The 25,846-nt window shown below is 64.1% G+C and carries 23 protein-coding genes; 14 read left to right on the forward strand and 9 right to left on the reverse strand.

Annotated elements, in window-relative coordinates:
- The 4 genes from H6851_00005 to H6851_00020 form a co-directional block, all read right to left on the reverse strand.
- Positions 1 to 688, reverse strand: a 688-nt coding sequence (locus tag H6851_00005) for an FAD-dependent oxidoreductase (GenBank protein MCB9941992.1), incomplete at its 3' end; no start/stop codon positions are given.
- A gap of 102 nt (positions 689 to 790) precedes the next feature.
- Complete coding sequence (locus H6851_00010; protein ID MCB9941993.1) at positions 791 to 2,317, reverse strand: altronate dehydratase; 1,527 nt, start codon at positions 2,315 to 2,317, stop codon at positions 791 to 793.
- Positions 2,318 to 2,431: 114 nt separating this feature from the next.
- The gene (locus tag H6851_00015; protein MCB9941994.1) at positions 2,432 to 3,865 is read right to left on the reverse strand and encodes a flippase; all 1,434 of its coding nucleotides are present in this window, start codon (positions 3,863 to 3,865) and stop codon (positions 2,432 to 2,434) included.
- 120 nt (positions 3,866 to 3,985) lie between these two features.
- Positions 3,986 to 4,828 (reverse strand): sulfotransferase domain-containing protein, encoded by an 843-nt coding sequence (locus tag H6851_00020; protein ID MCB9941995.1) that lies wholly within the window; start codon positions 4,826 to 4,828, stop codon positions 3,986 to 3,988.
- Between the two features lie 333 nt (positions 4,829 to 5,161).
- Between H6851_00020 and H6851_00025 the strand changes: the two genes are divergently transcribed.
- Positions 5,162 to 6,070, forward strand: a complete 909-nt coding sequence (locus tag H6851_00025; protein MCB9941996.1) for a hypothetical protein — start codon at positions 5,162 to 5,164, stop codon at positions 6,068 to 6,070.
- 19 nt (positions 6,071 to 6,089) lie between these two features.
- Here the strand turns inward: H6851_00025 and H6851_00030 are convergent, their stop codons facing one another.
- On the reverse strand, positions 6,090 to 7,679 hold the full coding sequence (locus H6851_00030; GenBank protein ID MCB9941997.1) for a permease: 1,590 nt from the start codon (positions 7,677 to 7,679) through the stop codon (positions 6,090 to 6,092).
- Positions 7,676 to 8,428 carry an ABC transporter ATP-binding protein gene (locus tag H6851_00035; GenBank protein MCB9941998.1) on the reverse strand — a complete coding sequence of 251 codons (753 nt, stop codon included), beginning with the start codon at positions 8,426 to 8,428 and terminating at the stop codon, positions 7,676 to 7,678. Before H6851_00035 ends, H6851_00030 begins: the two co-directional genes overlap by 4 nt.
- 293 nt (positions 8,429 to 8,721) lie before the next feature.
- Here H6851_00035 and H6851_00040 point away from each other — a divergent pair, with 293 nt between their 5' ends.
- The 13 genes from H6851_00040 to H6851_00100 all read left to right on the forward strand — a co-directional run bounded on the left by H6851_00040 (position 8,722) and on the right by H6851_00100 (position 23,256).
- Complete coding sequence (locus tag H6851_00040; GenBank protein MCB9941999.1) at positions 8,722 to 10,110, forward strand: alpha/beta hydrolase; 1,389 nt, start codon at positions 8,722 to 8,724, stop codon at positions 10,108 to 10,110.
- Positions 10,110 to 10,862, forward strand: a complete 753-nt coding sequence (locus tag H6851_00045; protein MCB9942000.1) for a VacJ family lipoprotein — start codon at positions 10,110 to 10,112, stop codon at positions 10,860 to 10,862. Before H6851_00040 ends, H6851_00045 begins: the two co-directional genes overlap by 1 nt.
- 174 nt (positions 10,863 to 11,036) lie before the next feature.
- The gene (locus H6851_00050) at positions 11,037 to 12,113 is read left to right on the forward strand and encodes a BMP family ABC transporter substrate-binding protein (protein ID MCB9942001.1); all 1,077 of its coding nucleotides are present in this window, start codon (positions 11,037 to 11,039) and stop codon (positions 12,111 to 12,113) included.
- Between the two features lie 133 nt (positions 12,114 to 12,246).
- On the forward strand, positions 12,247 to 13,095 hold the full coding sequence (locus H6851_00055; protein MCB9942002.1) for an aromatic ring-hydroxylating dioxygenase subunit alpha: 849 nt from the start codon (positions 12,247 to 12,249) through the stop codon (positions 13,093 to 13,095).
- A 2-nt stretch (positions 13,096 to 13,097) separates the two neighbouring features.
- On the forward strand, positions 13,098 to 14,786 hold the full coding sequence (locus tag H6851_00060; protein ID MCB9942003.1) for a 2Fe-2S iron-sulfur cluster binding domain-containing protein: 1,689 nt from the start codon (positions 13,098 to 13,100) through the stop codon (positions 14,784 to 14,786).
- 7 nt (positions 14,787 to 14,793) lie between these two features.
- The gene (locus tag H6851_00065) at positions 14,794 to 15,426 is read left to right on the forward strand and encodes a glutathione S-transferase family protein (GenBank protein ID MCB9942004.1); all 633 of its coding nucleotides are present in this window, start codon (positions 14,794 to 14,796) and stop codon (positions 15,424 to 15,426) included.
- A gap of 87 nt (positions 15,427 to 15,513) precedes the next feature.
- Positions 15,514 to 16,281, forward strand: a complete 768-nt coding sequence (locus H6851_00070) for an SDR family oxidoreductase (protein ID MCB9942005.1) — start codon at positions 15,514 to 15,516, stop codon at positions 16,279 to 16,281.
- Between the two features lie 334 nt (positions 16,282 to 16,615).
- Complete coding sequence (locus H6851_00075; GenBank protein MCB9942006.1) at positions 16,616 to 18,202, forward strand: ABC transporter substrate-binding protein; 1,587 nt, start codon at positions 16,616 to 16,618, stop codon at positions 18,200 to 18,202.
- Positions 18,203 to 18,311: 109 nt separating this feature from the next.
- Entirely contained in the window at positions 18,312 to 19,418 is a 1,107-nt protein-coding gene (locus H6851_00080) for an aminopeptidase P family protein (protein ID MCB9942007.1), read from the forward strand.
- A complete protein-coding gene (locus tag H6851_00085; protein MCB9942008.1) occupies positions 19,412 to 20,419 on the forward strand; it encodes an ABC transporter permease subunit in 1,008 nt (335 codons plus the stop codon). Before H6851_00080 ends, H6851_00085 begins: the two co-directional genes overlap by 7 nt.
- A 1-nt stretch (position 20,420) precedes the next feature.
- Positions 20,421 to 21,323, forward strand: coding sequence for an ABC transporter permease subunit (locus tag H6851_00090; protein ID MCB9942009.1), 903 nt, complete (start codon positions 20,421 to 20,423; stop codon positions 21,321 to 21,323).
- Complete coding sequence (locus tag H6851_00095; GenBank protein ID MCB9942010.1) at positions 21,323 to 22,294, forward strand: ABC transporter ATP-binding protein; 972 nt, start codon at positions 21,323 to 21,325, stop codon at positions 22,292 to 22,294. Before H6851_00090 ends, H6851_00095 begins: the two co-directional genes overlap by 1 nt.
- Positions 22,291 to 23,256 (forward strand): dipeptide ABC transporter ATP-binding protein, encoded by a 966-nt coding sequence (locus tag H6851_00100; protein MCB9942011.1) that lies wholly within the window; start codon positions 22,291 to 22,293, stop codon positions 23,254 to 23,256. Before H6851_00095 ends, H6851_00100 begins: the two co-directional genes overlap by 4 nt.
- A 51-nt stretch (positions 23,257 to 23,307) precedes the next feature.
- Here H6851_00100 and H6851_00105 read toward each other — a convergent pair whose 3' ends face one another.
- Genes H6851_00105 through H6851_00115 form a run of 3 tightly spaced genes read right to left on the reverse strand, consistent with a single transcriptional unit; the run spans position 23,308 to position 25,736 of the window.
- On the reverse strand, positions 23,308 to 23,706 hold the full coding sequence (locus tag H6851_00105) for a cupin domain-containing protein (GenBank protein MCB9942012.1): 399 nt from the start codon (positions 23,704 to 23,706) through the stop codon (positions 23,308 to 23,310).
- A gap of 3 nt (positions 23,707 to 23,709) precedes the next feature.
- Positions 23,710 to 24,540: a phosphoenolpyruvate hydrolase family protein gene (locus H6851_00110; protein MCB9942013.1), complete on the reverse strand. Its 831-nt coding sequence runs from the start codon at positions 24,538 to 24,540 to the stop codon at positions 23,710 to 23,712.
- Positions 24,537 to 25,736: a Tm-1-like ATP-binding domain-containing protein gene (locus H6851_00115; protein ID MCB9942014.1), complete on the reverse strand. Its 1,200-nt coding sequence runs from the start codon at positions 25,734 to 25,736 to the stop codon at positions 24,537 to 24,539. The genes H6851_00110 and H6851_00115 overlap by 4 nt, the downstream gene beginning before the upstream one ends.
- Positions 25,737 to 25,846: the final 110 nt, after the last annotated feature.

Raw genomic sequence — 25,846 nt, forward strand, 5'->3', positions numbered from 1 at the left:
CCTTGATGAACCCGCGGGTCGTCTCGACCCCGACCACTTGGTCGCCGTCGCGGCGGATGCCAGTCACTTCGCAATTCTGGATGATATCGACACCGAGACTGTCGGCGGCCCGAGCATATCCCCAGGCCACGGCATCATGCCGTGCGGTACCGCCGCGCCGCTGCAAGGCCGCCCCCACGACCGGGTAGCGCGCATCGCGACGGATATCGAGCGGCGGGCAGTAGGACTTCGCCTCCTCGGGGGAGAGCCACTCATTGTCCACGCCGTTCAGCCGGTTGGCATGGATATGCCGCTTGAACACCTGCACATCGTGGACATTGTGCGCCAGCATCATCACACCGCGCGGACTGTACATGGTGTTGTAGTTGAGCTCCTGCGACAGCCCCTCCCACAACTTCACCGCATGATCGTAGAGCCCGGCGCTCTCGTCATAGAGATAGTTCGAGCGGATGATGGTGGTGTTGCGGCCGGTATTGCCGCCACCCAGCCAGCCCTTCTCCAGCACTGCGACATTCGTCAGCCCGTGCTCCCTCGCCAGGTAATAGGCCGTGCCCAAGCCGTGACCGCCGCCACCGACGATAACAGCGTCATAGGCGGGCTGAGGCTCGGGACTGCGCCATGCGCGCTGCCAGTTGCGATGGCCGGTCAGCGCATTGCGGGCAATCGAGAATATCGAATATCGCTGCATGGTGGGCGTATTCTCCACTGCGAATTTCCGGCCTTTCAACTAAAGCAGAAGGCCGGAAACTCTTTTGTCGTCGCGACGCCCTCCTTTGCAGGCACGCCGCCGTTACATCACCGCGCCGATCTGCCACGGGATGAACTCGTGGTCGCCGATGCCGAGCGCCTCGGACTTGCTCTTTTCTCCCGATGCCACCCGCAGCAGCGTGTCGAGGATCTCACGGCCCTTGCTCTCGATAGTCGCTCCACCAGTGAGGATATCACCACAGTTGATGTCCATGTCCTCCTCCATGCGCTCGTACATGGCGGTGTTGGTGGCGAGCTTGATCGATGGCGCGGGCTTGTAGCCGAAGCACGAGCCGCGACCGGTCGTGAACGCGACGATGTTCGCCCCCGACGCCACCTGCCCCGTGACCGAGGCCGGATCGTAGCCGGGACTGTCCATGAACAGGAAACCGCGCTCGGTGGCCGGTTCCGCATATTTGAGCACCTGGTTGAGATTGGTCGTGCCCCCCTTGGCCGCGGCTCCGAGGCTCTTTTCCAGGATGGTGGTGAGCCCGCCCGCCTTGTTGCCCGGCGAGGGATTGTTGTTCATCTCGCCGCCATTGGATGCGGTGTAATGCTCCCACCACCTGATCCGCTCGATCAGCTTTTCCGCGACCTCCGGCTTCGCGGCTCGACGGGTGAGGAGATGCTCGGCACCGTAGATCTCCGGCGTCTCGGCAAGGATGCCCGTACCGCCCTGAGCCGCGAGAAGATCGGTCGCATAGCCCAGTGCGGGATTGGCGGTGATGCCCGAATAGGCATCCGAGCCGCCGCATTGCAGCGCCACCGACAGCTCGCTCGCCGATACGCGCTCACGCTTCGCCTGCGCCGCATGCGGCAGCATCTCGCGGATCATGCCGACCGCGCGCTCGACGGTCTTGCGCGTGCCGCCCGTCTCCTGCATCGTCATGTGCTGGAACAGCTCGCCACGCTTGATGCCGTAGGCTTCGAGCAGGAAGTCGATCTGGTTGACCTCGCAGCCCAGCCCGATCATCAGGATGCCGGCGAAATTCGGATGCCGCGCATACCCCCAGAGCGTGCGTTGCAACGCGGAGAAGCCCTCGCCGCGGTCGGCCATGCCGCAGCCGGTCGAATGGGTGAGCGCCACCACGCCGTCGACCCCCGGGAAATCCTTGAGCACGTCTTCCGGAAAGGTCTGCTGGATGAACTTGCACACCGATGCCGAACAGTTCACCGACGAGAGGATGCCTATATAGTTGCGCGTCCCGACCTTGCCCGACGGCCGCACGAAACCCTCGAACGTGTCCCGGTCGGCCTCGGCCACCATCGCCAGCGGCTTCGCGTCCTGCCCGATGGCATAGTCGCGCTCGAAGTCCTGCATCTCGACATTCTGCACATGGACGTGATCGCCCGGCAGGATGTCGCTGCTGGCAAAGCCGATGATCTGGCCGTAGCGGCGTACCGGCGCGCCCCTGTCGATCTTGCCGGTTGCAATCTTGTGACCAGCGGCAATCTTCTCCGTGGTGGTGACACCCTCGCCGGCGAGGGCGATTCCCTTGTCAATCGCCGTGCGGGCGATGACGACATTGTCGGAATCGTTCAGGCGTACTGTCTGCGGCAGCGAACTCATGACCTTTCTCCCCGTCTGAGCATCGTCTTTGCCCGGTTGAATAGCGCCGGCGGGCGCCCGTGGCCACTGCAATCGCCGGGAGAACACCGATCCGGCGCCATGCGGCCGGAATCCTCACGGCATCTTCCGGCCGCGCAGCAGGGCGAGCGGCAGGGCGCGCAGGAGCGCCAGCAGCAGCAGATAGGCCGTTCCGCCGATCGACAGCCCGGCGAACCAGTGCATGCCCAGGGCCGTACACGCCTGCATCGACAGCCAGCCGCCGGCTGCCGCCACCAGGATCCACCCGGCCCGCGACTGCGCGAACCCGGCCCTGCCCGTCGCGATGGCGGTCCGGGCGAGACCGATGGCGAGCCCCGTCTCGATGGTCGCCGTCGCAAGGGCGGCGCCGATGAAGGACAGCCAGGGGATCAGCAGGCCGTAGGTCGGGATGGCCATGGCCAGCAGCACGATGTCGACCCGCATCGCCCGGACCTGAAGGTCCACGGCCATCAGGAAATGACGGAAGATCTGGCCGCATGCATTGGCGGCGACCGCGACACCGATCAGGCACAGCGCCGGATAGGCATCGACGAATTCCGGTCCGGCCAGCAGCGCGAGGATGTCCCTGCCGAAACCGAGAAAGGCGATGACCGTGCCCGCTCCGAAGATCAGCATCGTGTCGAAGGAATCGGTCACCAGCCTGTTCGTGTGGCTGTCGTCGCCCCGGGCCATCGACGTCACGAGCATCGGCATCAGCATGCCGCCGAAGAGAGCCGCGATCCCGGCAAGGATCTCGAAGATCTTGCTGGGCACGCCATAGAGCCCGACAGCACTTGCGCTGCCCAGCAGCGAGAGCATCAGGATATCGCCGCGCAGGATGGCCATCAGCGCCAGCCTCGAACCGGCGATGGGCAATCCGTCCCTAAGGAGTCCGCGCCACTCGCGCGGAGCCAGCCGGGGACGGAACGGTTCGAGACGTGCGGCCAGCGTCCAGACCACGAGCAGTTGCACGATGCCGCCCGCGACCATGGCCATGACCATGGCGATGACGCCCGCCTCCGCACGCGCGGCCAGGTAGATCCCGCCGAGCATGACCAGGCCGCCCAGCGTCTCGGCCAGCATCTGCAGGTCCTGGCGCAGGTGCTTCTGGAAGACGCCCTGCAACAGCATGCAGGTCTGGAAGAGCACGTAATAGGGAGCGGCGACCAGCACGCCGGTCCAGACGACCGGCTCGTAGGGCAGCAGGTCGACGGCGATCGCCACGATCGCCATGATGGCCGTGGAAGCCACCAGCCGCAGCATCACGCCCGCACCGAGTATGAGGGAACTGTCGGCCGCAGGATCGGAAATGCGGCGCAGGACGATGAATTGCAGTCCCAGGTCGCCCAGCACGGCGCCGATCCCCGCCAGCGTCAGGATCGTGCGGTAGTGGCCGTAGCCCTCCTGGCCGAGGTGACGCGTCAGCAGGGCGATGGAAGCGAAGCCGATGACGATCGTGAAGACCCGGCCGACGAGAACCGCGACCATGTTGGTCGCAAGCCCCGATGACATGCCCGTTCGGCCGGTCATGGAACGCCTGCGGCCAGGCCGCTGTGGACCCGCTTTCCTGGCATGTCATGCATGTCGGGATTTCCCCACTTGCGAATTGACGGCGGAATGCCTCCGGGGCCGGCCCGAACGATAAAGGCTCTAGTGATAGCCGAGACGCGCCATCCCGTCGCCCATCACATCATGGAAATGCGCGGAGATCCTGTCGGTGAAATGATTGCGCCAGTCGCCGGCGACACCCTTGCGGTTGTGGGCGTGGATGTCCTCGTCCCCCTGCTCGCGCGGCCCGGTCAGCGTCTGGAAATTGTTGCGCGCATAGAGCGTCTCGAATGCCTCCGACGACATCGGCACCTTGAGGTAGTCGAGCAGCATGGCGAGAAAGGCGCGGTTGTCGGCGGCGAGATCCTCGTAGCGCATCAGGCGGACATGCCGGTCGCCATCGGCCTCCATCCACGAGAGCTGCGCTGTGAACGTTCCGTATTCGTGCAGCTTGTCGATCAGGAAGATCATGCCGTCCTCGAATTCGAGGGACTCCAGCCGGGGCCTGAGTTCATCGACCGGCCTCACCAGCGGATGCGAGTAACGCGCCGAGAAGTACCAGGAAACGATCAGGTCCCGGGGATCGCGCATGACGAAGAAGGTGCGGTAGCTTTCGGGCTTGGGAATGGCCCTGTAGGTTGGGTAGTCGATATACAGGTGGGTTCCGATGGTTCCCCTGTCGAGCGGTTCGTCGATCCGGGCATCCGCGAGGCCGAGGTCGATGAAGGGCACCGAAACCAGGCCGGTGTGGTCTGTGAACAGCGGATCGGCGAAGACACCGCGAAACCACTGGCTTGCCGTCTTCTGCGTGCAGCAGTGGTAGATATTATCGAAAGGTGAATATTCCTTGGTACGCAGGGACCGGTAGTTACGCCAGATCGGTGCGATCAGGGGTGCCCTGTTCGCGAATTCCACGATCTTCGTCCGCAAGGTTTTTGCTGCCAAGGTCTGTCTTCCCTTTGAGCCGCTGGAACAGACACCGTCCATGGCGCCCCGGAGCCATGGACGGTGGTCACCACGCTGCCAAGCCGGGGGGATGAAACCATCGGTCTTGCAGGTCGACTTCGATTTCATATCCGAAGTATTACAGGTCACGGCAGTAACTAAACGATACAGCCACCAGCCGTCCAGAGTCGAAGTGTAGAATCGGCGAAAACCATGGAGATCCGCACGGAGTACAGGGTACGGGTCGAAGCTTGCTTGTTATTAGGAAAATATACCTTGACAGACCATCGCACCATGTTGCATGCTTGATGCATGGTCACATCGAACGCTCATATGTCGACGCCGTCGGAGCGGCAGTCGCGCGGGATCCTGGAACGGCTGGCGGGTTTCTGCCTGCAGCTCGCCCGCAGGACCCGGGAGCGCGTGATGGCGGGCCACGATCGCCCGAATGCCGACAATGGCGCGGGCGCACCGGACGGTAGCCGCCGGAAGGGCGGTGTGTCCGGATCGGACGATGGCGCGAACCGCCGGGTCGGCGGCAGTCCGGATACCGACATGGGCGCGCGGATCCTGATGGCGCGCAAGCTGATCCCGTCGGCGCGATATTTCATCGAGGCCATGCACGGGCATTGCGGGCTCACCGGAAACCGCACCCTGCTGCTCGGCCGCATGTGGCTCGACGCCATGGCCCTCATGGAGCCGGACGAGGCGCTGAGGCGGCTGCTGTGCCGGGTCCTGCCGGGCCATGACGGCAGCGCGGCCGGGACCGCGGAGTTCCTCGGGCTGCTGATCGATGGCGGCGCGGACATCGCACCGGGCAATGCCGCCTCCCGGCAACCATCCCCGGATCCGGACCTTGCCCGCGGCGAGCGCATCGTCGCGCGGTGGTTCGTCCGCTTTTTCCTGAGCGAAATCGTCGGACTGGAGGAATATTCCCGCCGGGCCCGCCGCATCCGGCGGCGGATGGCGGGACGGGAGCGTGCCGGCGGGCTTGCAGATATCCGCACCCGTCCGGCCGGCGGTCGGTGGCTGCATTCTTGCAGCCCGCATCGGCATGGCCGTCGCGGGACGGTGTTGCCCCGAAGGCCGGACGTCCGTTCCGGGATGCACGGCCGCGGCATCGGTGGACGAGGTCCCCCGCCCGGTTCTCCGGGCGCGTTCTCGCGCGCCTCGCCGCATGTTTCCTTCCGGCGGGTCCCGGCCCGGCCGGCAACGTCCCGCATCCAATTTTCCTACACCTGAAGATAATCCCGAACAGGCGTCAGACGGGCGATGAAACTGTCCGGGTGACCGGCCCCGCCGGGCGACCGCCGCACCGGTCTGCCGCGGCACCGGGACTGAGCCTTTGCGCCAGCACGAGGATGCCCATCGCCAGCATCGCCGGGATGATCGCCACCGGGCTGCCATACTGCACCAGTCCGGCCGTGCCCGCCCAGGCGATCGTGGCCCCGGCCTCGCACAACGCGGCGATGCGCGAGGTGGTCTGGCGGTGGCGGAAGTGGCTGCGCCTGGCCTGCCCCCGGAACCAGAGCTGGATCGCCGTCGCCGAGGCGCAGGCGATCGTGACCGACACCAGGCCCACGAGTGCGGCGCGGGGCGAATGAAGGGCGAGCAGGCCGATGACCGGAAGGGCGAAGAGCGCGACCGCCCCCACCACGGCCTCGATCTTGGCGCGCAGGACACGACCCGGCTCGACGGGCGCGCTGGCCACCAGATCGGGGGCATCCTCGCCCGACACCGTGAGCCAGGCGAGCCCGCCGGCGAGCTGGCCCGCGGCCATCACCAGCACCGGCAGCACCACGACGTCGACATGCGACGACGAGCCGAACTGGAGCCACAGCAGGACAGCCGGCGGAATGAGGTAGAAGATCTGCATCAGCGATTGCGACACCAGCCACGGATCGCGGCGCAGCAGCAGCCACTCCTTCTGCCTCAGGGTGCGCGAGGGGCTGTCGGTGGCAAAGCGGTGACGCCGCGGCGGACGGGTGCTACGCGCCATCGATACCGCGCTGGCGTGAAGCACCAGCGGCCCGAACCGGTCGCGCAGGGCGTGAATGACGGCAAGGAGCATGGCCACGCAGACCGAGGCCAGCACCAGCAGCGGCAACGGATCGCCGGCAAGGGCGCGGATCGGCAGCCACAGCTCGCTGCCGGCATCGGGCATCGACCGCATCACCGCATCCGAGCCGAAGAAGGCGAAACGGGAATATCCCTGGAAGGAGATGATGGCCGCGAGATTGACGCCGACGATGAACACCGCGCCGATCACCGCCGAGACGATCTGCGCGGCAAGCCGCGTGCGCCGCGCACCCAGCCAGCGGAACAGCAGCAGCGTCACGACCACCGCCAGCGCCGTCGCCGCGGCGGCAAGGGCCGGGATGACGGCATAGCCGCACAGCCAGCCCCACCCCTGCAGCACGGCCATGACGTTGATGAACGGGCCCGCCGCCATCGCCGTCATCGCGCCGGAGGTGATGGCGATGGTGCCGATGCGCACCGCCGAGACGACGCCCGCATCCAGCGGCGAGGACAGCAGCAGGTCGAGATCGCCCCGGGCATAGAACACCCTCGTCACCTGCTCGATCGCCTGCGAGAGCATCATCATGAAGGAAAGCAGCAGCGTGCCGGCCAGGGGCACGAGCAACGCCTTGTCGGACAGCACGTCGCGACCCGCCAGCGACGAGAGCATGCCATAGGCGACGAGGTGCAGGAACGCGACACAGGCCAATGCCCACAGCACCACGGTGCGGCCCTTCCACCGTCGCCGGGCCGTCATCATCGAATGGAAGTCGCGCCAGGCCAGCCGGAGTTCGTGGCGGGCGATGAGCGCCAGATCCGACCGCCCGCTCAAGCCACCGGCTCCGGCTCGTCGACGAGTTTCAGGAATACTTCCTCAAGCGACGAGCCGCCATGCCCCGAGCGGTGGCGGAGATCCTCCAGTGTTCCCTCGGCCAGCAGCCGTCCGTCTCGGATCATGCCGATGCGTTCGGCCATGCGCTCGGCCACCTCGAGAATATGCGTGGTCAGAATCACCGTTGCCCCGCCGCGCACCCTCTCCAGCAGCACATCCTTCACCCGCCGCGCGGCACGGGCATCGAGCCCGGTGAGCGGTTCGTCGAGGATGATGAGCCTGGGATCGTGGATGAGCGCGCCGGCGAGCGCCACCTTCTGGCGCATGCCCTTGGAGAAGCTCTCGCAACGTTCATGGGCCTGCTCCCGCAACTCCAGCGTCTCGATCAGATCCCGCGCCGAACGTTCGGCAGCAGCGGCATCCAGCTTCCACAACCCCGCCACCAGTTCGAGATATTCCAGAGGCGTGAGGCGATCGTAGATCATCGGCTCGTCGGGCACCCAGGCCGTGATCCTCTTGGCCGCGACAGGATCGGCCAGCGCGTCGATCCCGAAGATGCGCACCGATCCGGCATCCGGAGGCAGCAGTCCCGCGACCATGCGCAGGGTCGTCGTCTTGCCCGCACCGTTGGGACCGAGCAATGCGTAGAACTCCCCGGGCGACACATCGAGATCGAGACGGTCGACGGCAGGCTTGTCATAGACCCTGGTCAGACCCCGGAGTTCCAGGGCAGGAGAATTCGAAGGCATGGCGGTATGGCAACCTCGCGTGCACCGGCGGAAAAATCCATGGCTACATCATCACGCCTAAGGAAGTGTGAAAATACGCCGGAAGTGATGCCCAATCCGATGCAAACAGGACGCAGCGGAAATTTGATCTTGCAAAAACGGCTATTATTCCTATAAATCCTCGTATCGAACATTCCCGCCGACAAGGCCTTGTTGACGGGCCACCGTCTTTGGGCAAATGACCAGCGGCACAATCAAATCAGAAGAAGATTTCTGGAAGGCCCGCGTCGCCAATGGGACAGAGGTGAAGGAATGTGGACGATATCGGTACCGGTCACGTCGAACTCGACCATGGCGGAATTTCGGCCATGAGCAGCAGGATGTCGAGAACAGCCTCCGCGGTCATCCGCGCCGCACTCCTGTGCCTGGGGGTCTTCGCAGCCGCCAACGGTCCGGCACGGGCCGCCGACCCGGTTTACGACTATCCGATCGACGATCCGTTCGCGGCCACGGTCGTCGGCACGCCGACCAGCCAGCAGGCGCCGCTGAACGTCCCCTCCTCGATCGGCGAGAACTACCTCGACGCCCGGCCGGACAGGGATTATCCGGACATCTTCTGGTATACCAGGAAGATGCGCTATCTGGTGGCGCTGCAGGATCATCCCGCACCGCTGGCCTTCGTGATCTCGGGAACCGGCAGCAATCACAAGTCCATCAGTACGGTGGCGCTGGCCTTCGCACTCTTCGACCAGGGCGCTCATGTGGTCACGCTGCCCTCGCCGACCCACCCCAATTTCATCGTCGCCGCCTCGCGCTATTCACGTCCCGGATCGACCGATGACGATGTCAGCGACCTCCTCGACGTGATGACGCAGATCCGCGACGAGCTCGTCGACGACGGTGCCCGGATCGACGGCTACCTGATCACCGGCTACAGCATGGGTGCCTTCCATGCCGCCGTGGTGGCGGAGGCGGATTCGCGGCTTCACAGGTTCGATTTCGACAAGGTGATGCTCGTCAATCCGCCGGTCAGCCTCTACGAATCGGCAAAGCGGCTGGATGCGATGCTGCTCGAAGGTATTCCCGGCGGAATGCTGCACTTCAACGAATTCTACAGCAAGTTCATGCAGGGATTTGCCGATGTCTATGTGGAGGCCAGGGACATCGACCTTACCGGCGACTTTCTCTACGACATCTACAAGGAGCGCGAGATCAAGGGCGAGGACATTGACTTCAAGGCCCTTATCGGTCTCAGTTTCCGGCTGAGCGCCGCCAACCTGATCTTCACGACCGATGTCATGAATCGTGCCGACTACGTGGTGCCGGCCAATGTCGAACTGGGAACCAGCACGTCGCTGACCGACTATTTCAAGGTCTGCGCGCAACTGGACTTCAACGACTACATCACCGAACTGTTCCTCCCGCTGGTCAAGAAGCAGAAGCCTCCCGGAATTCTCGAACAGCTGGTCGACAAGGCCAGCCTCCGCTCGATCGAGCCATACCTGCGCAATTCCCCGAATGTCGCGTTGATGACGAATGCGGATGACGTGATCCTCGGCGATGGCGACATCCAGTGGTTCGAGGATGTGTTCGGCGACCGCGCGAAGATATGGCCGAACGGCGGTCATCTGGGCAATCTCCGCCACCATTCGTTCATCGACTATTTCAAGGGTTTCTTCACCATCGGCGGGGAGGGCAAGTGATGAATGCGAAGACCCTGCGCGTCATGCTGGCCGCGTCCTTCCTCGGCGGTTGCGCCTCCACGTCCGAAGTCGTGACGGGCGGAACGGCGCCACAAAGGCCGATGCACAGCGCCGCGGACTACAACTTTCGCGACGATGGCCCCGCGGATATCTACGACCCGTTCGAGTCGGTCAACCGCACGATCTACACGTTCAATGCGCGTTTCGATGAATATGTCTTCCTGCCGATAGTCTACGCCTACGAAGCCGTCATGCCGGATCCCCTTGAAGACAGGATCAGCGATTTCTTCTCCAACCTGTCGGAAATTCCGACCTTCGCCAATTCCCTGCTGCAAGGCAACATGGACCATGCCGGCAGGGCGCTGCACCGGTTCGCCATCAACACCACGGTCGGCCTGCTCGGCTTCGTCGACATCGCGTCGGCCGCGGGCGTGCCCCAGGAGCGCGAGGATTTCGGCCAGACGCTGGGCGTATGGGGAATGGACAACGGTCCCTACATCGTCCTGCCGATCCTGGGCCCGTCCAATCTGCGCGATACAACCGGGCTGGCGGTGACGACACTCGCGACCATGACGGCGATCCCCGGCGATACCCAGGACACGACGGCGTACAAGGCCGCCAATTACGGGCTGCGGCCGGTGAATGTCCGGCGCAATATCGGCTTTCGCTACTACAATACATCTTCACCGTTCGAATACGATCTCGTCCGGTTGCTTTATACGCAGAAGCGGGAACTCGACATTGAGCGATAAGGGACGAAAGCACCGCGCATATCACACAACGACAAAAATTCCTTTTGAAGAGAACTTTTCAGAAAATCGGCGTGCCGGGGGCGAATTTCATCCCCCGAGAGCGTCAGGCTTGCCAAGACCGGACAGTGCCGGCAGTTTTGCGGTGCCATGACATGTCACAATGAGGAATCGCCCATGCTCATCAGCCGTCGTCTCCTCCTGCAATCCGCGGCCATGGCCGGGCTGGCGTCCGCGCCGGTACTGGCACAGGAGCCCCTGAAGATCGGGTTCGTCTATGTCGGCCCCATCGGCGACCATGGCTGGAGCTACCAGCATGAGCAGGGACGTCTCGCGGTCCAGGATCATTTCGGCGACAAGGTCAAGACCACCTATGTCGAGAATGTCTCCGAGGGACCGGACGCCGAACGGGTCATCCGCCAGCTTGCCAGCAGCGGCCACGACCTTGTCTTCACGACCTCCTTCGGTTTCATGAACGCCACCGACAAGGTCGCCCGACAGTTCCCCAAGGTGACATTCGAGCACGCCACCGGCTACAAGCAGCGCGCCAACCTGGCGACCTATCTGACCACCACCTATCAGGGCCGCTACGTTTCCGGTTTTCTCGGTGGAAAACTGTCGAAGACCGGCAAGATCGGTTACATCGCCTCGTTCCCCATCCCCGAGGTGGTTCGCGACATCAATGCCGTGCAGCTTGGCCTGCAGCGTGCCCGCGACGACGGCGAAATCGTCATCATCTGGGTCAACAGCTGGTACGATCCGGCCAAGGAAGGCGACGCCGCACGCGTGATGATGAACCAGGGCGTGGACTTCATCATCCAGCATACCGACAGCCCGGCGGCCATGCAGGTGGCGAACGAGAAGGGCATCTGGGCGGTGGGACAGGCCTCCGACATGAGCAAGTTCGGCCCCAAGGCGCAGGTGACGGCCGTCATCGACGACTGGGCTCCCTACTACATCCGCCGCACCCAGGAGGTGATGGACGGCACCTGGAAGACCGGCGACCACTGGGGCGGCCTGCAGGACGGCATGCTGAAGCTGTCGCCGATCAATCCGGCCGTTCCCCAGGAGATCGCGGACGAGGCGATGAAGATCGCCGGTTCCATCGCCGACGGCAGCTTCCACCCGTTCACCGGCCCGATCCGCAACCAGGCGGGCGAGGTCAAGGTCGCCGAAGGCACGGAGATGACGCACGAGGAACTGGCCGGCATGAACTGGTATGTCGAGGGAGTGAAGGGCGAACTGCCCCAGTAACCGGCCGGCATCGGAAGGATGCCTGAATAACAGCATTAAAACCGTGGAATCCGGTCGTCAGTATTTGCCGGGTTCCCTTGACGGGCGGTCCGTATCTCCGGGCCGCCCGGTCCAGCAACAGGGGAAGCCGGGCATGAACGATCCGGTCATATGGAACCAGTGGCATGTCGTCGGCATCGACAGCGAATTGAAGCCGTCGGCGAGATTGCGGACGCGGCTGCTCGACCGGCAACTGACGCTGGAGCGGGACTCCGGCGGCCAGCCATCCGCAACACTGGAAGATGATCGCAAACTGCCGACTTTCGCCCGTTACGGATTCATCTGGACGACGCTCGGCGAGCCCGTGGCGCCCTTGTTTCCCGTGCCGGAAGTGGACGAACCCGATCGCGTCAATGTCGTCACCGGCTCGGTAGCAGTACGCGCCTCAGCTCCGCGCTGTATCGAGAATTTCCTCGACATGGGACATTTCCCCTTTGTCCATACGGGGCTGCTCGGCGAGGAACCGCATACCGAGGTCAAGGACTACAAGGTCGAGATCGACGAGACCCGCGACGAGGTGATCGCGACCGAATGCCAGTTCTACCAGCCGCGCGCGGCTGCGGCGTCCAGCGGCGGTGCGCGGGTCGAGTACATCTACCGCGTGCCGCACCCCTATTGCAGCGTGCTCTACAAGTCCTGTCCCTTCGATGCCGCCCGCTTCGACATCGTCGCCATATTCGCCCAGCCGATGAGCGAGGAGCACACCTTCGCCCACACGCTGATGTCCATCGTCGACGACCGCAGCAGTCGCACCGACATCCGGCATTTCCAGCTCAGCATCTTCGGTCAGGACAAGCCCATTCTCGAAAACCAGCGGCCACGCCGCCTGCCCCTCGATCCGCGCGCCGAAACGCCGATCCGCGCGGACCGTTCGTCGATCTTCTACCGCCGCTGGCTGCGGGCGAAGAACGTCGCCTATGGCACCATCCCGGCCGGAACATGAACATGAACACACGCGATCCACGCCGGGACGGGTGGCATCCGGTGGCGAGTTCGGCGGACCTCGTCCGGCGCCACATCTTTCACGGCCGCCTGTGGGGGCAGGAACTCGCCATCTGGCGGGCCGACGACGGCAACGTCAATGTCTGGGAAAACCGCTGCCTGCATCGCGGCGTGCGACTGACCATCGGCGTCAACCTCGGCCACGAGCTGATGTGCCAGTACCATGGCTGGCGCTATGCCAACCGTTCCGCCGGCTGCACCTACATCCCGGCCCATCCCGCCGATGCGCCGGCACGCACGGTGTGCAACCGGACCTTCGCCGCCATCGAGTGCCACGGCCTTGTCTGGGCCTGTCTGGACAGCGGAAGCGAAGCTGCATCCCTCCCCGAAGTGCCGGAAGGCAGTTCCCTGCTGCGCGCCGTCAGTATCGACGCCCCCGCCGACGACGTCGCGGATGCGCTCAGGGAACGGGGAGCGCGGCAGGAAGATACTTTCCGTTTGTGGGACGAGGAATGCAAGGTTCGCTTCATCCTCCAGCCAGCCGATGCCGGGGTCACGATCGTGCGCGGCATTCTCGCCCCGGATGCCGCCTCCGGCCTCGACGATCTGCGGGCCCTCGATCATCGGCTCTGCCTGCTGCGTGACACGGTCGAAGCTGGCGTGCGCAAGCCCGTGGTCGCCATCGAACCCGAATTCTCCAGGGTCCCGGCCGAACTGGCGACCATGCCGGAGCGTGCGCCACGCAGTGCTGTCCATCGCATGCTGGTCGAGCGCAAGTGGCCGGTGGCCGGGGACGTCATGGCCTTCCGCCTGTCGCCGCTGGACGGGATGCTGCCATCGTTCCAGCCGGGTGCGCACATCGACGTTCACCTGCCCAACGGCCTCATCCGCCAGTATTCGCTGACCAACGGCCCCGATGACACGACCGCCTTCGTCATCGGCGTCAAGCGCGAACCGGACGGCAAGGGCGGATCGGCAGCATTGCACGACCATGTCCGCGAGGGCGACGTTCTGGCCGTGGGTGAGCCACGCAACAATTTCCCGTTGCGCCGCGACCAGCTCCACACCCGCCTCATCGCCGGCGGCATCGGCGTCACCCCGCTGCTGGCGATGGCCCGCACGCTGGACCTGTCCGGCGTTTCCTTCAGGATGCATGTCCTCGCGCGGACGAAAGGGGCCCTGCCCTTCGCCGGCGAGCTGGAACGGTTCGGCGACCGCGTGCAATTCCATCTCGGCCTCGACCCCGAACAGAGCTCGGCGGCATTTCGTGCGATCCTCGCCGGGCAGGGCGAAAAGGAGGCGGTCTATGTCTGCGGCCCGCCGGCGATGCTCGATGCCGTGCGGCGGATCGCAGCGGAAAGCGGATGGGATGACGACCAGGTCCACTTCGAGTATTTCGCCAACGAGCACGACCTGGACAAATCCAGCGGGTTCGCCGTGGATCTCGCGCGTTCCGCGCTCACCCTCGATGTCCCGCCCGGGCGCAGTATCGTCGAGGTCCTGCGCGACAACGGCATCGACCTTCCCACCTCCTGCGAGAAGGGAGCCTGCGGCACCTGCCGGGTCGAGGTGATCGAGGGGGAGATCGACCACCAGGACGTCTATCTTACCGAAGCCGAGAAGGCCGACGGTCGGTGCATGATGGCATGTGTGTCGAGAGCCCGCGGCGACCGTCTGGTGCTCGACCTGTGAGACGACCATGATCACGCTCTACGACTACGAACTGTCGGGCAATTGCTACAAGATCCGGCTGATGCTGGGTTTTCTCGGCCTCGACTACACCACCCGCCATGTGGATTTCTATCCGGGCCTCGAACACCGCAGCGATGCCTTCAGGGCCATCAACCCGCTGGCACAACTGCCGGTGCTCGACCATGACGGTTTCATCGTCCGCGATGCCCAGGCGATCCTCACCTATCTCGCCAGCGCCTTCGACGACGATCGCAACTGGGGCTTCGGCCGGAGCGCCCGCCGTGACGGCGATATCGCCCAGTGGCTCGCCTTCGGCAACGAACTCACCGGCAGCATCGGTGCCGCCCGCCTGCATGATGCGTTCCTGTTCGAACTCGACGCCGATGCCGCCCGCAAGCGCGGCAGGCAACTCCTGCGGATCCTCGACCAGCACCTGTGGTTCATGGAGCGGCAGGAGCAGGACTGGGTCGTCGCCGGCGATCGCCCGTCCATCGCCGATATCGCCTGCTTCCCCTATGTGGCGCTCAGTGAGGACGCCGGTCTCCCGCGCGAGGAGTGCCCGGCCGTGCGGCGCTGGATCGACCGTTTCAAGCGCATCGAGGGATTTCGCGTGATGTCGGGTGTGTTTCCCGCACGCTGATCCACGGCCGCGGTCCGTACAAAGGTTGAAAGCCCGAGGATCGGCGTACAATGTGATGGAACATCACGACAAGGGGGAGAACATCACGTGGCAGAATTCGACGATCGTATCGCCCTGGTCACCGGAACCACCGGAATTGGCCGGGCATCGGCACTCCGGCTGCAATCGGCCGGTGGACAGGTGGTGGCCCTGGGGATCGACGAAGCGGCCAACGAGGCGCTTGCCCGCGAAGGCGTGACGGTCATCGGCACCGATGTCGCCGATGCTGGACAAGTCGAGAAGGTCTTCGAACGAATAAAGTCACTTCACGGCGGCCTCGATATCATCGTCAATTGCGCCGCCATCCACCCTTATGCCGACCTGGTCGATACCACACCCGAGACCTTCGCCCGTTGCATGGCGGTCAATGTCGGCTCGATCCACCTCACCGCCCGTTACGGAGTGCCGCTGATGCGCGGTCGCGGCCATGGCAGCATCGTCAATCTCGCCAGCGTCCAGGGACATGCCTGCCAGAAGGGCGTGGCGGCCTATGTCGCCAGCAAGGGGGCGATCCATGCCCTCACCCGCGCGATGGCCCTCGAACTCGCACCCGCCGGCATTCGCGTGAACTCGGTGAGCCCCGGATCGGTGCGCACGCCGATCCTCGAACTGGCAGCCCGCACCTTCGACGGCCCGGACGCCGATGTCGAGGAAGCCTTCCGCCGCTTCGGCGCCTCCCACCCGCTGGGGCGCATCGGCGAACCGGAAGAGGTCGCCGAGATGGTCGCCTTCCTCGCCAGCGACCGCAGCTTGTTTTGCACAGGTGGAGATTATCTCATAGATGGTGGCTTGACCGCCGGTATCGGTGTCAGCTGAGACCTTGCCCGACTGACCTTTGCCGGACGTTTGCACCACGTTGCGCGTGGACAACCGGACGGCAATCGGACCGCAAGCGATAACCCATTGGTCCATGCCGATAAAAAGCGTCGCATTCGAGACTATTTTCAGTCGAATTGACAGCGTATTGAGGAAACGCCGACGGTTGTCACGGCCAAGGGTATTCCGCCAATGCGTTGTTAGGAGTTGCAATTGCATTCCGGATAGTGCCTCCTTCCCGTAACGATCAGGCTGAAGGCAGGTGTTTTTTCGTTACAGGATAACTTGCCGAAGAACAGAGGATTCACGGATGGCAATCATCTCTAATCGTTTCATGAAATCGCTGCTGACCGCCACCATGCTGGCCGCCGGCGTGACGGCACCGGCAATGGCCAAGACTCTGGTGTATTGTTCGGAAGGCTCGCCCGAGGGATTCGACCCCGCCCTCTACACCGCCGGCACGACCTTCGATGCTTCGTCGCGTCCGGTCTACAACCGTCTGGTCGAGTTCAAGCAGGGCACCACCGAGCTCATTCCCGGTCTTGCCGAAAGCTGGGAGATTTCCGACGACGGGCTGGAAATGACGTTTCACCTGCGTTCCGGGGTGAAGTTCCAGACGACCGACTGGTTCACGCCGACGCGCGACTTCAACGCCGACGACGTCCTCTTCAGCTTCAATCGCCAATTGAAGAAGGATGATCCCTGGAACCAGTATGTCGCCGGTGCCGCCTGGGAATATTTCGATGGCATGGACATGCCCAATATTCTCAAGGAGGTCGTCAAGGTCGACGACATGACGGTGAAGTTCGTCCTCAACAAGCCCGAAGCGCCGATGCTGGCCAATCTCGGCATGGACTTCGCCTCGATCATGTCGGCCGAATACGCCGCCCAGCTCGAAGCCTCGGGCGCCAAGGACGATCTCAACCAGCAGCCCGTGGGCACCGGTCCCTTCCAGTTCATCGCCTACCAGAAGGATGCCGTGATCCGCTACAGGGCCAACCCTGACTACTGGAACGGCAAGCAGGCGATCGACGACCTCGTGTTCGCCATCACGCCCGACAGCTCGGTCCGGATCCAGAAGCTGGTGGCCGGCGAGTGTCAGGTCGCCCCCTACCCCAACCCCGCCGACCTCGACATGCTCAAGGCCGACGAGAACCTTCAGGTCATGGAGCAGGAAGGCCTCAATGTCGGCTATCTCGCCTACAACACCCAGCAGGAGCCGTTCAACGATGCGAGGGTGCGCAAGGCCCTGAACATGGCGATCAACAAGCAGGCCATCATCGACGCCGTGTTCCAGGGACAGGGCCGGATCGCCAAGAACCCGATCCCGCCGACCATGTGGTCCTACAATGACGCGATTCAGGACGATCCCTACGATCCGGATCAGGCCAAGGCCCTGCTGAAGGAAGCCAACATCAACGACCTGAAGATGAAGATCTGGGCCATGCCGGTGGCCCGTCCCTACAATCCGAACGCGCGGCGCATGGCCGAGCTGATCCAGGAGGATTTCGCCAAGGTCGGCGTCACGGCCGAGATCGTTTCCTATGAATGGGGCGAATATCTCAAGAAGTCCCGGGAAATCAGCCGTGATGGCGCCGTGCTGCTGGGATGGACCGGCGACAATGGCGATCCCGACAACTTCCTTGCCACCTTGCTCAGCTGTTCGGCAGTGGAGAACTCCAACCGGGCGCAGTGGTGCTACCAGCCCTATGAGGAGCTGATCCAGAAGGCCAAGCAGATCTCCGACCAGTCCGAGCGCACGAAGCTCTACGAACAGGCCCAGGTGATCTTCAAGGAACAGGCACCGTGGGCGACCATCGCCCATTCGGTCGTGTTCATGCCGATGTCCAAGAAGGTCAAGAACTACATCATGAATCCCCTCGGCTCGCACCGTTTCGACGGCGTCGATATCGAGGAGTAGCAATCCCGCGAAACGGGTGGTGGCCGGAAGGCTGCCACCCGGCTTCCCACAAAACGCCGGTCCCGTTGCGCAATGACATGAAGGCCCTCCGGAAGGACAAGCAGAGACCATGAGTGCCGATCGTCGTCTCGACAGTGCCTTTTCCATCATGGACGGACATGGGCTGGATGCACTGGCCCTCGTTCCGGGCGTCAACTTCCTCCGCCTGATCGGCCGCGACTTTCACCAGAACGAACGCCCGCTGGTCGTCGTGATCACCCGGTCCGGCAAGGTCGCCTCGATAGTCCCGCATCTGGAAATGGCTTCCTTCGCCACTCTCAACCTCGATGGGGACGTCTTCGACTGGCGCGATGAGACCGGCTACGAAGCCGCCTTCGAAGCGGCCGGCAAGGCGCTGGGCGCCGTCGGCAAGCTCGGCGTCGAAGGCCAGCGCATGCGGGTGTTCGACTTCCTCGCCCTGCAGCGGCATCTTGATGCCACCGCCATCGTCGACGCCCATGCCGCGATCTCCTCGCTCCGCCTGCACAAGAGCGAAAGCGAACTCGCCACCCTTCGCGAAGCCATCCGCATTTCCGAGGCGGCACTGGAAGCGACGTTGCAGCAGGTGCGCGTCGGCCTCACCGAAACCGGGATCGAGGCCATTCTCGTACGCGAACTGTTCGCCCACGGTGCACAGGGCCTCGCCTTCAATCCGATTGTCGCGGCCGGCGCCAATTCCGCGCAACCGCACGCCCATGCCCGCCCGGACTACAACATCCGCCCCGGCGATGCGCTGCTGTTCGACTTCGGCGCCTGCTACAACGGCTTCAATGCCGATATCACACGCACCTTCTTCGTCGGGCAGGCGAGCGATGAGGACCGGGCATTCTACGAGACGGTGCTCGCCGCCAATCGCAAGGGCCGCGAGACAGCGGGTCCGGGCACCACTGCCTCCGACCTCGACGATGCCGTCCAGAACGTGCTCGAAGCCTCGCCCTATGCCCGCTTTCGCCGCCACAAGACCGGCCATGGCCTCGGTCTCGACGTTCATGAGGCGCCACAGATCATGCGCGGAAACCCACAGGTGCTGGAACCGGGCATGGTGTTCACCATCGAACCCGGACTCTATCGACTGGGTGAAACCGGCGTGCGCATCGAGGATGACGTCGCCATCACGCAGGATGGTTGCGAGGTGCTCACCAGCTTTCCACGGGAGCTTCGACTGGTCGCATGCTAGCGTATCTGGCAAAACGTCTTGGCCTGATCCTGCCGACAGCCTTCGGCATCACGCTGGTGTCCTTCGGCTTCATCCGCATCCTGCCCGGCGACCCGGTGCTGCTGATGGCAGGCGAGCGCGGGCTCAGCGACGAGCGCTACAACGCGCTGCTCAAGCAGTTCGGTTACGACCAGCCCTTGTGGCAGCAGTATTACCACTATGTCATCAATCTCCTTTCGGGGGATTTTGGCACATCGATCGTCACCAAGAAGCCGGTACTGACCGAGTTCCTGACGCTGTTCCCGGCAACGCTCGAACTCTCCATCTGCGCGATGCTGTTCGCCATCCTGCTGGGCATCCCGGCGGGCATCCTCGCAGCGACCAAACGCGGTTCGTTCCTCGACCAGACCGTCATGGGCACGGCCCTTGTCGGTTATTCCATGCCGATCTTCTGGTGGGGCCTGCTGCTGATCATCGTCTTTTCCGGCTTTCTCCAGTGGACACCCGTTTCCGGGCGCATTTCCCTGATCTATTTCTTCGAACCGGTCACGGGTTTCATGCTGGTCGACAGCCTGCTCTCGGGCCAGAAGGGCGCATTCGCTTCAGCGGTGAGCCACCTGATCCTGCCCTCGGTGGCGCTCGGCACCATACCGCTGGCGGTCATCGCCCGGCAGACGCGCTCGGCCATGCTGGAAGTACTGGGCGAGGACTATGTCCGCACCGCAAGGGCCAAGGGGCTGTCGCCCCTTCGGGTGGTGGGCCTGCACGCGTTGCGCAATGCCATGATCCCGGTCATCACCGTCATCGGCCTCATGGTGGGAAGCCTGCTCGCCGGCGCAATTCTCACCGAGACGATTTTCTCCTGGCCGGGAATCGGCAAGTGGATGGTCGATTCGATCTTCCGCCGTGACTATCCGGCCGTGCAGGGCGGACTGCTGCTGATCGCCGCCGTCGTGATGGTGGTCAACCTGCTGGTCGATGTCATGTATGGCGTCATCAATCCACGGATCAGGCACAACTGAGATGGCGACGACGACCGACACCTCCATCGCCAGCCGCGACCGCCGGCGCCGCCTCGCCGAATTCTGGTATTATTTCTCGGAGAACAAGGGGGCCGTGGGCGGCCTCGCAGTCTTCGCCCTCCTGGTCGTCATCGCCCTGTTCGCGCCGGTCATCGCACCGTTCGATCCCAGCGAACAGTTCCGCGACGCACTGCTTGTCCCGCCGTACTGGGAGGAAGGGGGGCGGATCGAATACCTGCTGGGAACCGACGCCATCGGCCGCGACATGCTTTCGCGGCTCCTGTATGGCGCACGCTACTCGTTGTTCATCGGTTGCATCGTGGTTTCGCTGGCCCTGGCAGGTGGCATCACCATCGGGCTCATCGCCGGGTTCCTGCGAGGCTGGGTCGACACGGTGATCATGCGGGTCATGGACGTGATCCTGGCCTTTCCCTCGCTGCTGCTCGCCCTCGTGCTGGTCGCGGTCCTGGGGCCGGGCCTGATCAATGCGATGATCTCCATCGCCATCGTCCTGCAACCCCAGTTCGTGCGGTTGACACGTGCGGCCGTCCTGTCGGAATCCACGCGCGAATATGTCACCGCAGCGCGGGTGGTCGGCGCTTCGCCCCTCTACCTGATGACCCGCACCATCCTGCCCAACTGCCTGCCCCCGGTCATCGTGCAGGCAACCCTGTCATTTTCCGAGGCCATCCTGTCCGCCGCCGGGCTCGGCTTCCTCGGCATGGGTGCGCAGCCGCCGACACCGGAATGGGGAACGATGCTGGCCGAGGCGCGCGAGTTCATCCTGCGCGCCTGGTGGGTCGTCACCTTCCCCGGCCTGGCCATCCTGATCACCGTGCTCGCCATCAATCTCATCGGCGATGGCCTGCGCGATGCGCTCGACCCGAAGCTCAAGAGGTCCTGATGCCGCTTCTGGAAATCGATAATCTCAGCGTCGATTTCGCCACGGCAGGCGGATCGTTCCGTGCGGTCGACAGCGTTTCGTTGACCTGTGACGAGGGTGAAATTCTGGCAATCGTCGGGGAATCGGGCTCGGGCAAGTCGGTGTCGATGCTGGCGATGATGGGGCTCCTGCCCTGGACGGCGAAGGTGACCGCGCGCTCGATGCGCTTCGACGGCCAGGACCTGCAGGGCCTTTCCGGCCGCCAGCGGCGCAGGATCATCGGCAGGACCATGGCGATGATCTTCCAGGAGCCGATGTCGAGCCTCAATCCCTGTTTCACCGTCGGTTTCCAGATCGGCGAAAGCCTCAGGACCCATCTGGGGCTCGACCGCAGGGCCCGCCACAGGCGGAGCATCGAACTGCTCGAACAGGTGGGAATTCCCGCACCTGAAGACCGTCTTAAGGCCTACCCCCACCAGCTTTCGGGCGGCATGAGCCAGCGGGTGATGATCGCCATGGCGCTGGCCTGCAATCCCAAGCTGCTGATTGCCGATGAACCGACGACGGCACTTGACGTTACCATTCAGGCACAGATCCTCGACCTGTTGACGAGTTTGCAGAAGGATCACGGCATGGCGCTGGTGCTGATCACCCACGATATGGGTGTGGTTGCCGAGACCGCCCACCGGGTGCAGGTACAATATGCCGGACAGAAGGTCGAGGAGCAGGAGGTCCACGGGCTCTTCGCAGCGCCGCACCACCCCTACACTTCCGCCCTGCTCGCCGCCCTTCCCGAACGCGCCACCGAGCGCAGGCTGCCCTCCATTCCGGGCGTGGTACCGGGCCAGTTCGACCGGCCGCCCGGCTGCCTGTTCGAGCCGCGCTGCTCCCTCGCCCAGACTTCGTGCCGACAGGGTGCCAGGCGGCAGGATGCACGGCTGGGCCATGCGCTGTGCAACTTCCCCCTCCACGCGGAGGAGGTCGCGTCATGAGCGGACCGGTGATCGTTGCCGACAATCTCAAGCAGCACTACACGGTCAGCCGCGGCGCCTTCCAGGACAAGGCCACGGTCAAGGCGCTCGACGGGGTCAGCTTCACCGTCGATGCGGGTCGCACGCTGGCGATCGTTGGCGAATCCGGCTGCGGCAAGTCAACATTGGCCAGGCTCGTCACCATGATCGAGCAGCCAACCAGCGGCGAGTTGCGCATCGGCGGACTGCCGGTGAACAAGCCCACGGCCGAACTCCGCCGCAAGGTGCAGATCATCTTCCAGAACCCCTATGGTTCGCTCAATCCCCGCCACAAGATCGGCTTCATCCTCGAAGAACCGCTGGCGCTCAACACCAGGGACAGTGCCAGCGAGAGGCGGGCGAAGGCCGAGGCGATGATGCAACGGGTCGGCCTGCGCCCCGAGCACTATGACCGCTATCCGCACATGTTCTCCGGCGGGCAGCGCCAGCGCATCGCCATTGCGCGCGCACTGATGCTGAACCCCGAGATCCTCATCCTCGACGAGCCGGTCTCCGCCCTCGACGTCTCGATCCAGGCACAGATGATCAACATCCTGGTCGACCTTCAACAGGAGTTCGGCCTGACCTACCTGTTCATCAGCCACGACCTTTCCGTGGTCCGGCATCTGGCCGACGATGTGATGGTCATGTATCTGGGCCGGCCGGTGGAATATGGTCGCGCCGAGGAGATTTTCTCCCATCCGCGCCATCCCTATACGGCAGCCCTCCTGTCGGCAACGCCAATGGCCGATCCAGGCCGGGACAAGAAGCGCATCCGGCTCGACGGCGAACTCCCCTCGCCGCTCGACCCGCCCCCCGGCTGCGCCTTCAATCCGCGCTGCTGGCTGGCGCAGGCGGATTGCCGCCAGACCTCCCCGTCGCTGGAACTGGGACAGGGGCGCCACGCCTGCCTGCATCCGCTGGATGGCAGCGCTGCGACATGATGCCGCACGCGCACGGCCGTCCGCCCGAGGCCCGAGCTGCAAGGACGCAGGTCAGCGAAGATCCTTCCAGGGCGCCTCGCCGGCGACATCGACCAGCTCATAGCCCTGCTCGCCGACACAAGGTCCCAGGATGGCGACGATCTTCGCTTCGCCGGTACCGGCGTTGAAGGAAGCGTGGACCATGCCCGCGGGGACGAACGCCGCATCGCCGGGACCAAGGATGCGCTTTTCCCGGTCGACCCACTGTTCAACCTGACCCGCAACCACATAGAGGACTTCCTCCTGGTCGGGATGTTTATGGAAATCGTGGCCCTTGCCCGGGTCGAGGCTGACGTCGATGACGGTGAGCTGGCCGGCACCGGTCGTGGGCGGATGGCTCATCCAGCGCAGGCGCCCCCATTCCAGCGATTCCTGTGGCGTCTCCGCGGCCGGCACGAACTTTCCACGCATGTATCATCTCCCCAGATTGACAAAGTTTCTTGTCTGCTCGGTGAGCGCCTTTTCCGTAGGCAGGCGCTCCATCGAGCTGGCACCGTAGAATCCCTGGCACAGCCTGGTGTTGTCCAGCACGTAACGGGCGTCGTCCGGCATCGAGATCGGACCGCCATGACACAGCACGATGATGTCTTCGCGCACCGAGCGGGCGGCCTGCGCCCAGCTATCGATGAGAGCCGGACATTCCTCAAGCTTCAACGCGGTCCCGGCGCCAATGTCGCCGCCCGTGGTGAGCCCCATGTGCGCGACGATGATATCGGCCCCCGCGCCGGCCATGGCCCGCGCCTCGTCCTCGCTGAAGACATAGGGGGTGGTGAGCAGGTCAAGCTTTACCGCTTCAGCGATCATCTCGACTTCGAGATCATAGCCCATGCCAGTCTCTTCCAGATTGGCGCGGAACGTGCCGTCAATCAGTCCCACAGTCGGGAAGTTCTGCACACCGGCGAAACCCATCTCCTTGAGTTGCCGCAAAAACAGACCGCGCAGCATGAACGGATCGGTACCGTTGACCCCGGCAAGGACCGGCGTATGACGCACGACCGGCAACACCTCGCGGGCCATTTCCACCACGATCTCGTTGGCATTCCCGTAAGCGAGAATGCCGGCAAGCGAGCCTCTTCCCGCCATGCGGTAACGACCCGAATTGTAGATGACGATGAGGTCGATGCCGCCCGCCTCCTCGCACCTCGCCGAAAGCCCCGTCCCCGCACCGCCACCGACAATCGGCTCGCCACGTTCAATCTTGCCGCGCAGGCGCTTGAGGATTTCGGCCCGGGAGGGAGCGGTCATGGCATGATCCCGAGGAAATTCTCGACGAGGGCCTCGGCAAATTCCGCATCGTTGATGTTGCAGGGCAGACTGATGAGACGGCGGGAATCGGTGACCTTCACCTCGGCCCTGAGCGTATCGAACAGGGCCGCATCGGCCTCGGGATCGTGAAAAGGCTTGCCGGGAGTATCGAGCATCGAAACGCCGCCCTCGGGCAGGAGAAAGCGCACAGGCCCTTCCATCCGGTTCAGCCGCTTGGCAATCCAGCTGCCGAGCCGCCTGTTCTCGTCCGGCGAGGTGCGCATGAGCGTGACATTGGGGTTGTGTGCCACGAGGTTCCGGTGCTTGAAGTGACCGGGTACCGTGTCGAAATTCCCGTAATTGACCATGTCGAGAGCGCCGCATGATCCCACATAGGGGATCTTCGTGCGGATGATCGCACCCATCCGGTCCTCGGTCGCAGGCAGCGCACCCCGCATCAGCAGATCGGCAATTTCCGTCGTCGTGGTATCAATGACACCAGCGAACATTCCCGAATCGACAAGCTTCTCCATCGACCGGCCGCCGGTGCCGGTCGCATGGAACACCAGGCAATCGAAGCGGTCCTCAAGCAACGCCGTCACCTTCTGCACGCAGGGCGTGGTCACGCCGAACATCGTCAGGCCGATGGCCGGGCGCGCGGCACTTGCCGGAATGGCGTCGCGATGGCGGATCATGCCGGCGAGCGCATGGGCGGCGTTGCCCAGCACGGCACGGCTGATACGGTTGAGCCCCTGCACGTCAGTGACGGCATACATCATCATGATGTCCGCCGGACCGACATAGCTGGCGACATTGCCGGAAGCGACGGTGGAGACCATGATCTTGGGCACGCCCACGGGCAGCGCCTGCATGGCCGGCGTGACCATCGAGGTGCCGCCGGACCCGCCCGCGCCGATCATGCCGCCGATGTCGTCGCGCGAGCGGACCATGTGTTCGAAGGCCACGGCCATGGCACCCACCGCCTTGCCACGGTGATCCTGGTCGAGGACCGCCCCCGCACCGTCGGGATGATGGGCCGCAACCTCGTCCGGCTTGATATCGGCCTTCGAACCGTCGCTGCGGGTGCCGATGTCGACGCGCACGGTCTCCACACCGGCCGCCTTGAGCAGCCGGTCGATATAGCCGAGTTCGTCGGCCTTGGTATCGAAGGTGCCGACGACAAAAGCCTTGCTCATGACGCTTCCGCTGATTGATGGATCGGGATGGCCCCCTTCATCCCTTTCCTGTGGCCTCCTGTCAATTGCCACACCCCGTTCTTGCCGGTTCGACGCCGGCTGTGACATGT

It is taken from the genome of Geminicoccaceae bacterium, assembly GCA_020638465.1.
In the GTDB taxonomy this organism is placed as follows: Bacteria; Pseudomonadota; Alphaproteobacteria; order Geminicoccales; family Geminicoccaceae; genus JAGREO01.